Origin of the sequence: Streptomyces sp. SID13031 (assembly GCF_010548305.1) — a bacterium.
Lineage (GTDB): Bacteria > Actinomycetota > Actinomycetes > Propionibacteriales > Kribbellaceae > Kribbella.
Genome location: NZ_JAAGLV010000007.1, coordinates 150,541 through 164,020 on the forward strand (window position 1 = coordinate 150,541; position 13,480 = coordinate 164,020).

The window sequence follows — 13,480 nt, forward strand, 5'->3', positions numbered from 1 at the left end:
ACCGGGCTCTACCAGGCTCGGCCCGGGCTTACCGGGCTTTACCGGCCTTTGGAGACCGCGTCGAGGACGAGCGGCAGGAACGTGTGCTCCAGGGAGCCCGCCGGGACCTGGTCGGGCTCGAGCAGGCTCTGGGCGCGGGCGCCTTCGTGGACGGCGATCACCAGCCGTACGAACTGTTGCGGCGGGACGGTCATCCGGAACCCACTCGCCTTCGTGATCTCCTCGACGAGCCTGGTCAGCTGATCGCGGAACATCGCCCGCTGCAGGTTGAGCGCCGCCGCGGCCTCGGGATGCCGCAGCGCGTGCAGGGTGAACTCGGTGGAGATGAGATGCCACTGGCGCTGGTCCGGCGCGGCCTCGTCGAGCAGGCCCAGTACTGCGTCCAGCAGGGTCCCTGGCTGATTCGCAAGGTCGGGCAGCAGCGCGGCGATCTGCTCCAGCAGGCGATCCGTGGTCGCCTGGAACAGGGCGAGCACGAGCTCGTCCTTGGACCCGAAGTTCGAGTAAAACGCACCGCGGGTGAACCCGGCCCGGTCGCAGATGTCCTCCACCGAGGCGCCGTGGAAGCCGCGCTCGGCGAACACCTCGAGGGCACCTTCGAGCAGCCGGGCCCGGGTGGCGGAGCGACGTCGCTTGGGCGGTTCCATAGCAGTAGGATACAGTTCTGTATTGAATACACAACCGTATTGAACGGGGTAGTTCACGATGGAGCTCAAGGCTCACGCGATCAGCGTGCAGGGTCCGCACGCACCGATGCTGCATGCGACGTCGGTCAGCATCAGTGACCATCAGCTGGTCCTGCTGGCGGGATACCCCGGGCCTGGTCACGTGGCACTCGCCTTAGGGCTCTCCGGGCGATTGAAGCCGGATGGTGGCGACGTTCAGCTGGATGGCGATAGGTCTGGGCGCGTACTGCGCCGCCGGATTGCTGTCGTCGACGCACCGGGGATCACTGAGCCCGAGGACGCACTGTCGGTGCAGACGGTCGTTGGCGAGGAGCTGGCGATCGCTGGGCACAAGGCTGGGCGCAAGGCGGTCGACGAGTGGCTGCGCGAACACGACTGGGCCGGCTTCGCGGAGAGGCGGTTCGAGCACCTGCCGGTCGGGGTGCGGACGGAGATGCTCGCCGAGCTGACGGTGGCGCGGCCCGAGGTGAAGTTCGTGATCCTGACAATGCCGGATCGGCTCGGCGGGGATCCGCACGAGTGGTACGCCGTGGGACGCGAGCTGGCGTCGCGCGGGTACGGCGTGATCATCACCTGCGCGGATGCGTCGGCACGGTTGCTCGGCGTGGAGGCGGCACAGATGGGTTCGGTGAACCAGCCCGAACCGGTCCAGGTAGCAGCGGCTGCGCCGGTCGACCCCGTAGTACCGATCGAAGTTGAAGAGCCTGCGGAGGCTGAGGAACTCGTAGTACCGATCGAGGTTGAAGAGCCTGCGGAGCCCGCGCCGGCCGTAGTACCGATCGAAGCTGAGAAGCCTGCCGCGGTGGTCGAGGAAGAGCCTGCGGTCGAGGCTGAGGAAGCTGACGAGAAGAAGGACGAAGCATGACGTCGATCCGGATGGCGATGAGCGAGCTGCGGCGGTTGACCGCGGGGCGGTTGCCCAGGCTGGCCGTGATCGCGATGATCCTCGTCCCGACGCTGTACGGCGGCCTCTACCTGTACGCCAACCACGACCCGTACGGCCGGCTCGACAAGGTGCCGACCGCGGTCGTGGTCGAAGACGCCGGTACTACGTTGTCCACCGGCGAGAAGTTGTCGGTCGGGCCGCAGGTCGCCGATGAGCTGGTGGAGTCCAAGAGCTTCGACTGGCACCGGGTGGATCGCGCCGACGCGCTGGCCGGCGTGGAGAACGGGAAGTACGAGTTCGCGCTGGTACTGCCGAAGTCGTTCTCGGCGGATCTCGCGTCGAGTGCCGAGTTCAAGCCGCGGCAGGCGAATCTCGAGCTGCTGACCAACGACGCCAACAACTACCTCGCCCACACGATCGCGAACCAGGTCGTCGCGCAGGTGACCAAGTCGGTCGCGGCGCAGGTGAGCGAGACGGCGGCGAGCAAGCTGCTGGCCGGATTCAGCACGATCCACGGCCAGATCACCAAGGCTGCGAGCGGCGCTGCGCAGTTGCAGAGCGGTCTCACGTCGGCCGCGACGGGTGTGGGTCAGCTCCAGACCGGGGCCAGCCAGTTGAACACTGCGCAGCAGCAGCTGTCAGCCGGTGCGACCAAGCTGAGTAGCGGGCTCACTCAGGCCTCGCAGGGCGCGGGAGATCTCGCGAACGGCGCGAGCCAGCTGAACTCCGGGCTGACGACGCTGAAGAACAAGACGGCCACGTTGCCCGCCGAGACCCAGAAGCTTGCCACCGGCGCCGATCAAGTTGCTGATGGCAACGAAAAGATCGCCGGCGTCGGGCAGCAGGTGGCAACGGCATCGAGCACGCTGGTGTCGGATCTGACCACGCTCGACCAGGGGCTCGCCGCCCGGCTCAAGGCACGCGGATTCACCCAGACGCAGATCAACCAGGTACTCACCGAGACCGCCAAACTGCGCGGTCCGGTGCTCGCCGCCAATACCAAGATCCAGTCGACCTCGAAGCAGCTCAACCAGCTCGCGGGCGGGGCTCGACAGGTTGCAGACGGCGCCGAGACGCTCGCCAAGGCGACGCCTGCGCTGACCGCCGGTATCAGGAGCGCTGCCACTGGCGCAACGCAGCTCAACGCGGGCGCTGGGCAGCTCAAGACCGGGATCGGCACGCTGCAGTCGGGTGCATCGCAGCTCGCTAGCGGCGAGCAGCAGGCGGTCACCGGGCAAGGGCAGCTGCTCACTGGCGCGAACAGCCTCGCGACGGGTGTCGGCAAGCTCAAGACCGGCGCGACCGACCTGAACACCGCACTGACCAACGGCGCGAAGCAGATCCCGGACCCGTCGCCCGAAGCACGCAAGGCGGTCGCCGAAACTCTCGGCGCCCCGGTCGGCCTGAAGAACGACTCGCAAGCGACGGCCGACAGCTACGGCGCCGGCCTGGCTCCGTTCTTCCTCAGCCTCTCTTGCTGGATCGGCGCGTACGTCCTCTTCCTGCTCGTCCGTCCGCTGTCGCCACGCGCCCTCGCAGGCCTGCAGGCCCCCGTCCGCGTAGCCCTCGGCGGCTGGCTTCCCCCGGCGATCTTCGGCTCGATCCAAGCAGCCCTGGTCTTCACGGCAGTGATCTTCGGCCTAGGCATCGACACAGCCCATCCCTGGCTGACCGTCGGCTATCTGATGCTCACCTCGATCACCTTCGTAGCCATCCTGCACGCCCTCTCCGCCTGGTTCGGCGCAGTCGGCAAGTTCCTGGGCCTGGTCCTGATGGTCATCCAGCTCGTCTCCGCCGGCGGCACCTTCCCCTGGCAGACCATCCCCGCCCCGCTCTACTTCTTCCACCACGTACTCCCCATGAGCTACGCGATCGACGGCGTCCGCCACCTCATGTACGGCGGCCCCGGCCCCAGCCTCCCCAAAGACCTCCTGGTCCTAGCAATCTGGCTCGCCGCCGGCCTAGCCGCCTCCTCCCTAGCAGCCCGCAAACAACGAGTCTGGCCCGCCAAAAAACTCCAACCAGAACTAGTCCTCTAACGCCCGATGCGTGATACCTACAGTCGCATCAGGCTCGGCAGGACGACTCAGGTCGTCGCCGGCGCCTCCACGGTGGACGCGTTGACGGACTGGTGGTACTCGAACGCCTCGGCGGCCTCGGTGAACTCCAGGAGGTCGCCGGCCACGGCTGCCAGCAGGTCCCGGACCTCGATCGGGGTGGCGTAGAAGAACTCCCGGCGCAGGTTCACCCGGTTGACCCGCCGATCCGCCAGCCGGCGGTGCATCTCGGCCTCGACGCCGACCGCGTCGTTGGAGAAGTGAATGGCGTGGACGTCGAAGTTGAACGGGACCGAGGCGTCGGACAGCTCGCGAACCCGGTCCAGCGGTACCTGCCGCCGCGTCATCCCCACCTTCACCATGCCCTCACCGAAAGCTCCTCGATTGGAGATGACGTAGACGTAGCCGGCCCTGATGTTGGCGGCCCGGTAGTCGACGTCTTCGATGGCTTTGTCGATCTCGCTCATCTCCACCCGCATCCGGTCCGCCGCCTCGAGGTCACCCTTTGCCTCCAGGGCCGCCAGCGCGTTGACGTAGTGCGCCCGCTCCCGCTCCAGCTTCTCCCGCTGCCGCTCGAACTCCAGTTGCGCCTGCCGCTCCTCGCGCAGCCGCTCTCGCTTCTCTTTCTCGTTCTCCTTCTCCCGGGCCACCTTCTCGAGGTAGTCCGCGGTCAACTCCATCTCCTTGAGACGCAGCGCGTGGTAGTGGCTGCCGATCTGGATGCTCATCCCCTGGCCGAGCTTCTCGATCGTCGCCTTGGCCTTCTCCAGCCGGTCCGTCGAGGTCGCCAGCTTGTACGGACGCATTCCGCGGACGAGGTTGTCCGCCTCGTTGTTGTAGGCCCTGAGCAACAGCTTGGAGAACTCGCGGACCATCTTCTGCCCCTGGGCCAGCGACCCGTTCATGGTCGTCTGCTCCGAGCCCGCCACCGCGCCGCCGTCTTTGCGGGTCATCGCCTTGATCTGGTCCTGCAGTTTGGCGAGCTCGGCCTTGTAGGCAACGGAGTCGTCCAGCGGATGGGTGTACGCATAGACGCCCACCTCCTGCAGAATCAGCGTGTCCTCGGTCACGACGACCTTGTCCTGAAGGGCTTTCAGCCGCTCCGCAGTGGCGGACTCCTCGGCGACGAGCGCGCTGACAACGGCCGTACGCCGTACCTGCTCGGCCTCGAGTTCACGTGTCAACGTGAGCCTTTGGTTCTCCAGGTCGGCGGTCAGCTCGACCTTGCGCTCCTCGATTTCCACCAGGGACAGCGCACCGAACTTCTCCAGCTGACCCCGCAGCTGCTCGTTCTTCGCCGCCAACTGCTGAACCTCGGCCGCGAGCTCTTTTGCCTTCCCGCGAGCTCCGAACAGCCCGATGGACTGCTCTGCCGCCACCGTCACGGGCGGAGACGTCGCAGGAGGCGTCGCAGGAGGCGGCACCGGTTCAGGCGCCGAGATCTGTACGTCCGGTAGCGCGGGCGGTACAGCGACCGGTGTCACAAGTCCGCCCTGCCGTGGAAGCCAGAAGACCCAGTTGGCCGGCGGCAGCCCCCAAGCCGGATCAGCGCGCCAATCCGGTGGCGGCACCCAGCCGGGCGGTGGCGGCGGCCAGTTCGGCGGTGAGTTGTACTGCCAGTCAACGAGCCACTCGGGTGGCATCGCCCGACCTGCATCCGATTGCTGCTGATTGCCGCCGTGCTTCATGGCTGACCCTCCCCAGACGTCGCTTACTGCGACGTCCCCGCGGGGACCGTAACACTCTGTGTAACCGAGAACCAGGTCTCACTCTGGGTGGCTTCGAACGATCAAACACCTTACTGAGGGGGGCTCGCGCTCAGGAGGTTGGTGGCGGTGGTTAGTAGGTGTTGGGTGGTGGGTTGGTCGAAGTAGGTGATTAGGGCTTCGTAGGTGCCGTGGTGGGCGGCGTCTGGGTCTACTACATAGCCGTAGTAGCCGTCGGTGTAGCCGATTACGCGGGTTGTGGGGTGGGGGCTTTCGGCTTGGAGGTAGCAGCCGTGGCTGGCGAAGAGTTCTACGGGGAGGTGGACCCAGGCGACGTCGCCGAGGAGGACGACGCTGACGGGGAGGTCAAGGGTGGGTGGGAGGTTGGCGGCTGCCATCAGGGCTTGGCCCCGGGCGCCGTCCAGGCGGGTTTGGGTGATGCGTTGGGCTGGGTCGTCGGGGCCGCCGTGGAGGTCAGCTTCGGCGGTGGTGACGATGGCTTTCAGGTCTGCTGGGCTGGGGAGGTCGCGGACCTTCAGGCTGACGGTCGTACGGCGGATGGTGGGCGCTACGGACGGTAGGTCCAGGCCTGGTTCGGCCATGGCCTCGATGACGCGGGCTGCCAGCAGGCCGCCTAGGCGTTCGACCTCGGGGGCGCCTCGGCCTTGGCGGGTGAAGCGGGGGCTTACGTCTCCCGCCGCGCCTTGCAGGAAGCCCACCACTACGTCTGCACCGAGGGCAGTTCTGGCGGCGCCGGGCCAGTCCGCGGAGTACAGGAGGTTTTCCGGGCCGTACGTCGTGGGGTGGCAGGCGAAGTCGAGGAGCACTGCGCGGAGTGAGTTGTCGGCGACGGAATGCAACGTTAGAACGCCTGCGGTGTTGTCGTGCGGTCCGTTGCGCCGGTGCCGGTTCGTACCAACGCCGATGACCTCGATCGAGCGCCACGAGGCGCGGGCAGGCCTGCGCTCCAAGGGAGCTGAAGCGACAGCATCGACCAGCACCGAATACAACGAGGGTTCTCGCGACGCCGGGATGACCGGGTGGATCTGGCCGGTCCAGCCTGACGGCGCCGAGTGGGTGTGGGACGCACACACCAGCACGCACTCGGGTGGGATCCCCGCAGCCCTCCCGGCCGCGGCGGACAGCTCGGCCGCCAGCTCGGTACCGATCGCGATCGCGTCCAGGCTCAGCCAGAGCACCCCGGGCGAGTCCGCCGTACTGAGCCAGATCATCGTCGCGCGCAACGGATCCGCAGTACCGGTGGCCAGGCCCAGGCCCTCGCGCGCGGAGTACCCGTCGAGGCGGTGACCCGGCGGTGGAGTCACGTCCAAGGACACCGCCGCCAGCAGCAGCTCACTCATCTCAACGCTCCAGCGGTCATGGTCGGTACGGCGAGAAGCCCGGAGAAGTCCCTGCGATAACTCTGCGTCACAACGACGCCCGCCAAACCTCGCGGGCCGAGAAAGTGCAAGCCTAGAGACCGCTCGCCCGCGGCGACAGCTTCACCGCGAGCGATGGATCACGAGTAGGTCGGCGTACGGGCCGGGTGGTTCGATGGCGAGACGTTCGGCGCCGTCGAGGGAGTTGCCGGCGGCCTTGACGAGGTGTGCGCGTGGTGGGAGGGCCGCCTGCAGCAGTCCGGTGAGTTGCTCGCCTGCCCCCGCGAACAGGCCGCCGACGCAGGCGACTGGTACTGGCTCATCGCCGGCCAGTTGACCTACCGCAGCGCCGATCGTCTCGGCGATGTCGGCGGCAGCTTTGAGAACGATGCCCTGGGCAACGAGATCACCCTCGGCCGCACGGCGCAGTACTGCGGGCGCGAAGCGGGCGACGTCATCCACGATGGTCGGGGATGAGTACAACGTGACCGGGTCGAGCTCGGTCTCGGTCAGCGTGGTTGCCGGACCACGACCATCTCTGGCCCGCTGTACTGCGACGAGCCCCGCGCGCCCGATCGCGAAGGCGCTCCCCGCGTCGCCGAACAGATACCCGTGCCCGTCGACCTTGTGCCACGAGCCATCCCGATCGACCCCCAGGCAGACCAATCCGGTGCCTGCGGCAACTACTACGCCGTACCCATCGGGCAGCGCACCGGCATGCGCCGTCACCATGTCCTGCGTCAGGCGAACCTCGCCCGCCTGCAAAAGCCCAGCGATGCCCCCTGCAAGCTTCCGCGCCATCCCCGGGTCTTGGGGAAACCCGGTCAAACCGAGCGCGACGATCTCGATGGAGCTAGGCCGCTCACCCAGCCCTGCCTTGTCCGCCGCGAACCGGATGGCGTCCAGCGTCGCCTGCAAGCTGTTGGCGCCATGGGTGTGGCCCGGGCCTTCCGCAGTCACTCGGGTGGGGAGTACGCGGAGGCGGATGGCTGATTGGCCGCCATCGAAGGCTAGGTGAGTCATGCGGCGATCCAGTGGGAGTAGAAGGGTGGGCGAAGCAAACCGAGTAGACCACTGAGGCGCTTTCGGCGGTCTTCCGGGCAGCGTTGGCAGGGTTCGGGACTCGGGGGGCCGATGCCGTGCGAGGCTGGACGGACCAGGACCTCAGGAGGGAAACACATGCGATTCGGGCTCAAGGTGAATCCGGCGGGCTGGGACGACGCGTCGCGGTGGGCGGGGATCGCCGAGTCGCTCGGGTTCGACGGTCTGTGGACCGGCGACAACCTGCGCAACCCGCGTGACGCCGCGATCCCGGTGCACGACGGGCCGACCGTGATCGCCGGCTGGGCCGCGACGACGAGCCGGATCCGGGTCGGGTTGCTGATCGCGAACATGGTGTTCCGGCACCCGACCGTGCTCGCCAAGGCCGCGACGACACTCGACCACGTATCGGGCGGCCGGTTCGACCTGGGCATCGGCTCCGGCGTCTGGCCGACCGACCACGGCATGGCCGGTACGCCGGCCTGGACCGCGCGCGAGCGGACCGACCGGCTGGCCGAGTTCGTGGCGGTGGTGGACCGGCTCCTGTCAGGCGATGTGACCGACCACGAGGGCCCGTACTACCCGTACACGCTGGCCGCGATGACGCCCGGGACCGTACAGGAGCGCTTGCCCTTGATCGTGGCGGCGAATGCTCCGCGGGCGCTCGCGGTGGTCGCCGCTCATGCGGACGGCTGGGTGACGTTCCCTGGCGCTGCGACCGAAGAGGAGTTCTACGCGAAGTCGATCGAGCGCGCGAAGACGCTGGACGAGGGACTCGGCGGGCGGGAAATCCGGCGGATTCTCCTGGCCTACGGGCAGATCGACCCATGGGCGTCAGAGGACGGATTCGCACGCCTGGTCGAGCGCTACCAAGGAATCGGCTTCAACGAAATCGTGGTCTACGCACCGAAGGAGCACGAGCTGGCCGTCTTCGAAAAGGTGACGGCCAAGCTCGACTCCTACCGCTGAGGTCAGATCTCGATGTTCGACATCACGTGCTTGATGCGGGTGTAGTCCTCCAGGCCGTACATGGACAGGTCCTTGCCGTGGCCGGAGTTCTTGAAGCCGCCGTGGGGCATTTCGGCGACGATCGGGATGTGGGTGTTGATCCAGACGCAGCCGAAGTCGAGGCGGCGGGCCATCCGCATCGCGCGGCCGTGGTCGCGGGTGAAGACCGAGGAGGCCAGGCCGTAGTCGACACCGTTGGCCCAGCGCAGCGCCTCGTCCTCGTCGGTGAAGCGCTGGACGGTGATGACCGGGCCGAAGATCTCCTGCTGGATGGCGTCGTCGTCCTGGTTCAGACCTGAGACCACCGTGGGGGCGTAGAAGTAGCCGCGGTCGCCTACCGCGGTGCCGCCGGTCTGCAGCTGAGCGTGGTCGGGGAGGCCGTCGACGAAAGCGCTGACGCGGCTGAGCTGGTCGGCGTTGTTCAGCGCGCCGTACGCGACATCGTCCTCGGGTCGCCCGGTCTTGGTCGCCCGGGCCTGTTCGGTGAGCGCCGCGACGAAGTCGTCGTGGATGCGCGGTCCGGCGAGCACCCGGGTCGCGGCGGTGCAGTCCTGGCCGGCGTTGAAGTAGCCGGCTACCGCGATCGCTTCGGCGGCTGCCTCCAGGTCGGCGTCATCGAAGACGACCACCGGCGCCTTGCCACCGAGCTCCAGGTGCGTTCGCTTGAGCTGCCGAGCCGCAGCCGACGCCACCTCCATGCCTGCCCGCACCGAGCCGGTGATCGCGACCAGCTGCGGGATCTCGTGGTCCACCAACGCACGGCCCGTATCGCGATCGCCGCAGACGACGTTGAACACGCCCGGCGGCAGGAACTCGTTGCACAGCTCGGCCAGCAAGGCGGTCGACGCAGGCGTCGTGTCGCTCGGCTTCAGCACGATCGTGTTGCCGGCCGCCAACGCCGGCGCGATCTTCCAGATCGCCATCATCAACGGGTAGTTCCACGGCGTCACCTGTCCGACGACACCGATCGGCTCGCGCCGGATCCACGACGTATGACCCGCCAGGTACTCCCCGGCGGACCGCCCCTCCAGCACCCGGGCCGCCCCGGCGAAGAATCGCAGCTGATCCACGCAGGGCGGCAACTCCTCCGAGGCCGTCAACGCCAGCGGCTTGCCCGTGTTCTCGCTCTCCACCCGGGTGAATTCGTCCGACCGCTGCTCCAGCGCATCCGCGATCTTCAGCAGCATCCGCTGCCGCTCCGCCGGCGTCGTGTCCCGCCACGTCTCGAAGGCCCGGTCCGCCGCCTTCATCGCCTGGTCGACGTCCTCCGCGCCAGACTTCGGCGCCTGCGCATAGACCTCACCCGTCGTCGGGTCGATCACGTCGTACGTCGCACCGCCGAGCGCGCCGGCCGGCTTGCCATCCACAAGGTTCGAGAGCGTCTGCATGCCCGGGAGCCTAGCTGGATCGACAACGAATTCGGTAGGCCTCTCTGAATCTCGCAACGGATTCAGTGGCCGAAGACACGCACTCCTTCGACATAGGTCGCCACAACGCGCGCCGCACCGATCTCGCCCACCGGCTCCACGAACGGGTCGCGATCGAGCACCGCCAGATCGGCGAGCATTCCCGCAGCGATCCGCCCGGTCTCGTCGGCATGGTTCACCCACGCACTCCCCGACGTGTACGCCGCGAGCGCCGTCGCCAGGTCGAGCGCCTGCTCCGGCAAAAAGGCCTCGTACTCCCCGTCGCCGGTCCGCCGATTCACAGCCACCTGTACTGCGGCCAGCGGGTCCGGGCTCGACACGGGCCAATCGGAGCCGGCCGCGAGCCGTGCGCCCGAGCGCGCCAGATCGCCGAAGGGGTATTGCCACCGCGTCCGCTCCGGGCCGAGGAACGGGATCGTCAACTCGTTCATCTGTGGCTCGTAGACCGCCCACAACGCCTGCATGTTCGCGGCCACTCCCAACTCGGCGAACCGACCGATGTCGTCTGGGTGGATGACCTGCAGGTGGGCAATGTGGTGCCGCAAGTCGCCGCCACCACCGTTCGCAGCCCGCGCGGTCTCGAAGGCATCGAGTGCTTCACGAACAGCGCGGTCCCCGATCGCGTGGACGTGGACCTGGAAGCCGGCGGCATCCAGGGCAGTCACATGCTCACGAAGGGCAAGAGGGTCGACGAAGGAAAGGCCCGCGTTCGCAGTGCGGCAGCCGCAGCCGTCGTAGTACGGGTCGAGGAGGCTCGCGGTGAAGTTCTCGGCGACGCCGTCCTGCATGATCTTGACGCTGCCTGCCCGGAGTCGCGGGAACTGCAGGGCTTCGCGGCGTTCGATCAGCCACGGGAGCTGCTCGGCGCCGAGGTCGCGTCGCCACCAGAGGGCGCCGTTCACCCGGGCGGTCAGGCGCCCGTCGCGCGCCAGTTCGACGTACGCCGGAGTCGAGTCGTCGAGGTTCGCGTAGTCGCCGAAGATCGCGTCCTGCCAGCCGGTGATGCCGAAGGAGTGGAGATACTCCTGTGCGCCCAGGAGGGCGGCCACCTGTTCTTCGTGGGTGGTCGGCGGGACCAGACGGCCGACGAGATCCATCGCTCCCTCGTGCAACGTGCCGGTAGGGGAGCCGTCGGGGCCACGCTCGATCCGGCCGTCGGCGGGATCCGGCGTACGGGCGTCGATGCCGGCCAGGGCGAGTGCGCGCGAGTTGACCCAGGCGCCGTGGTGATCGGCGTTGGCGAGGAAGACCGGGCGGTCGCTGACGGCGCGGTCGAGGTCGGCCGCGAGCGGGGAGCCGCCGGGATAGTCGGGTTGGTGCCAGCCGCCGCCGAGGATCCACTCGGCCTCGGGGTGCGCGATGGCATATGCGGCGATCGCTGCCAGGGTGGCCACCCGGCCGGACAGTGGTGAGAGGTCGCAGCGGGCCCGTTCCAAGCCGCCTTGCACCGGGTGGATGTGAGCGTCGACGAAGCCGGGTAACAGCAACCCGCCTTTCAGGTCGACCACCTCGGTGTCCGGGCCGACTGCGGCGAGTTGCGGGCCGGCCCAGGTGATTCGGCCGGAGCTGACCGCGACCGACCAGCCGGGGCGGTGGGCGTGGCCGTCGAAGACTGCGCCGTTGACGAAGAGGGTGTCCACCCGAGCATCCTCTCGCAGTACGGATTCCGAACCAGATCCCGGCTTCCACTGCTGACATCGACAGGATATTGGCCACATCGGAACGAAATCACTTGCCACTCGCGAGGCTGGCAGGCAGGATGGCGGGAACGGCCAGCCCGAGATGAGGAACCCGATGATGCCGTCCGACGCCCTTGACGACGCCGACTTCGACCGTCTGCAGCAGTCCGCGCGCGACCACCTCTGGATGCATTTCACCAGGATGGGGAGTTACCAGACGTCCGAGGTTCCCGTCATCGTGCGCGGCGACGGCGCCTATATCTACGACGCCCGCGGCAAGCGCTACCTGGACGGCCTGGCCGGACTCTTCGTCAGCCAACTCGGCCACGGCCGCACCGAGCTCGCCGAGGCAGCGGCCAAGCAGGCCTCCGAGCTGGCGTTCTTCCCGCTCTGGTCCTACGCGCACCCGAAGTCGATCGAGCTCGCCGAGCGAATGGCCGGCTACGCACCGGGCGATCTGAACCGCGTCTTCTTCACCGGCGGCGGCAGCGAGGCCGTCGAGACCGCCTGGAAGCTGGCGAAGAACTACTTCAAGCTGACCGGCAAGCCGATGAAGCACAAGGTGATCAGCCGCGCCATCGCGTACCACGGCACCACTCACGGCGCGCTCTCCATCACCGGCCTGCCGGAACTCAAGCAGCAGTTCGAGCCGCTGGTGCCGAGCACCTTCCGGGTGCCGAACACGAATATCTACCGCGCCCCGATCCACGGCGACGACCCGGTCGCCTTCGGCCGCTGGGCCGCCGACCAGATCGCCGTCGCGATCGAGAACGAAGGCCCCGACAGCGTCGCCGCCGTGTTCCTGGAGCCGGTCCAGAACGCGGGCGGCTGTTTCCCACCACCGCCCGGGTACTTCGAGCGGGTCCGCGAGATCTGCGACCAGTACGACGTACTGCTGGTCAGCGACGAGGTGATCTGCGCCTTCGGGCGGCTCGGCCACATGTTCGGCGCCGAGCGGTACGGCTACCAGCCGGACATGATCACCTGCGCGAAGGGTCTCACCTCCGGCTACTCCCCGTTGGGCGCGATGATCGCCTCGGACCGGCTGATGGAGCCGTTCCTGCAGCAGAACGCGTCGTTCGCCCACGGCTACACCTTCGGGGGCCATCCAGTCTCCGCGGCCGTCGCACTCACGAATCTCGATATCTTCGAGCGTGAGGGCATCAACGAGCACGTCCGGGACACCGAGGGGGAGTTCCGTGCGACGCTCGAAAAGCTGCTCGACCTGCCTTTGGTCGGCGACGTCCGCGGTGACGGGTACTTCTACGGGATCGAACTGGTCAAGGACAAGGCGACCAAGGAGACCTTCAACGACGAGGAGTCGGAGCGCCTGCTCCGCGGCTTCCTCTCGAAAGCCCTCTTCGACGCCGGCCTCTACTGCCGCGCCGACGACCGCGGCGACCCGGTCATCCAACTCTCCCCGCCGCTGATCTGCGACCAGACCCACTTCGACGAGATGGAACAAATCCTCCGCACAGTCCTCACCGAAGCAGAATCCAAGCTCTAAAACCGTTCGTCGGTCCGTTGTACCTCGGCGTGTCGTCGTTCATCGGTCCCTAGCTGCCGTCTCTCGAGAACCCAGCCCGGCGACTTGCTTCGCCGACGGCGACT

10 protein-coding genes are annotated in these 13,480 nt (G+C 67.7%); 4 read left to right on the forward strand and 6 right to left on the reverse strand.

What is annotated here, in order from left to right; genetic code table 11:
- Positions 1 to 38: 38 nt before the first annotated feature.
- Positions 39 to 647, reverse strand: a complete 609-nt coding sequence (locus G3I17_RS16210; RefSeq protein WP_164596934.1) for a TetR/AcrR family transcriptional regulator — start codon at positions 645 to 647, stop codon at positions 39 to 41.
- A 58-nt stretch (positions 648 to 705) separates the two neighbouring features.
- Here G3I17_RS16210 and G3I17_RS16215 point away from each other — a divergent pair, with 58 nt between their 5' ends.
- Both G3I17_RS16215 and G3I17_RS16220 read left to right on the forward strand, forming a co-directional pair.
- On the forward strand, positions 706 to 1,551 hold the full coding sequence (locus tag G3I17_RS16215; RefSeq protein WP_203590292.1) for a hypothetical protein: 846 nt from the start codon (positions 706 to 708) through the stop codon (positions 1,549 to 1,551).
- Positions 1,548 to 3,611 carry a YhgE/Pip domain-containing protein gene (locus tag G3I17_RS16220; protein WP_164596936.1) on the forward strand — a complete coding sequence of 688 codons (2,064 nt, stop codon included), beginning with the start codon at positions 1,548 to 1,550 and terminating at the stop codon, positions 3,609 to 3,611. Before G3I17_RS16215 ends, G3I17_RS16220 begins: the two co-directional genes overlap by 4 nt.
- A gap of 47 nt (positions 3,612 to 3,658) precedes the next feature.
- Here the strand turns inward: G3I17_RS16220 and G3I17_RS42115 are convergent, their stop codons facing one another.
- The 3 genes from G3I17_RS42115 to G3I17_RS16235 all read right to left on the reverse strand — a co-directional run bounded on the left by G3I17_RS42115 (position 3,659) and on the right by G3I17_RS16235 (position 7,737).
- Positions 3,659 to 5,014: a DUF4041 domain-containing protein gene (locus tag G3I17_RS42115; RefSeq protein WP_203590293.1), complete on the reverse strand. Its 1,356-nt coding sequence runs from the start codon at positions 5,012 to 5,014 to the stop codon at positions 3,659 to 3,661.
- Positions 5,015 to 5,427: 413 nt separating this feature from the next.
- Entirely contained in the window at positions 5,428 to 6,696 is a 1,269-nt protein-coding gene (locus G3I17_RS16230) for a hypothetical protein (protein WP_164596940.1), read from the reverse strand.
- 141 nt (positions 6,697 to 6,837) lie between these two features.
- Positions 6,838 to 7,737, reverse strand: a complete 900-nt coding sequence (locus tag G3I17_RS16235; protein ID WP_164596942.1) for a BadF/BadG/BcrA/BcrD ATPase family protein — start codon at positions 7,735 to 7,737, stop codon at positions 6,838 to 6,840.
- A gap of 156 nt (positions 7,738 to 7,893) precedes the next feature.
- Between G3I17_RS16235 and G3I17_RS16240 the strand changes: the two genes are divergently transcribed.
- Positions 7,894 to 8,724 carry an LLM class flavin-dependent oxidoreductase gene (locus G3I17_RS16240; protein WP_164596944.1) on the forward strand — a complete coding sequence of 277 codons (831 nt, stop codon included), beginning with the start codon at positions 7,894 to 7,896 and terminating at the stop codon, positions 8,722 to 8,724.
- Positions 8,725 to 8,726: 2 nt separating this feature from the next.
- Here G3I17_RS16240 and G3I17_RS16245 read toward each other — a convergent pair whose 3' ends face one another.
- Positions 8,727 to 10,151: a gamma-aminobutyraldehyde dehydrogenase gene (locus tag G3I17_RS16245; protein WP_164596946.1), complete on the reverse strand. Its 1,425-nt coding sequence runs from the start codon at positions 10,149 to 10,151 to the stop codon at positions 8,727 to 8,729.
- Between the two features lie 62 nt (positions 10,152 to 10,213).
- The gene (locus G3I17_RS16250; RefSeq protein ID WP_164596949.1) at positions 10,214 to 11,830 is read right to left on the reverse strand and encodes an amidohydrolase; all 1,617 of its coding nucleotides are present in this window, start codon (positions 11,828 to 11,830) and stop codon (positions 10,214 to 10,216) included.
- 157 nt (positions 11,831 to 11,987) lie between these two features.
- On the opposite strand from G3I17_RS16250, the gene G3I17_RS16255 reads away from it, so the two are divergent.
- Positions 11,988 to 13,376, forward strand: a complete 1,389-nt coding sequence (locus G3I17_RS16255; protein WP_239062615.1) for an aspartate aminotransferase family protein — start codon at positions 11,988 to 11,990, stop codon at positions 13,374 to 13,376.
- The last annotated feature ends 104 nt before the right edge of the window (positions 13,377 to 13,480 follow it).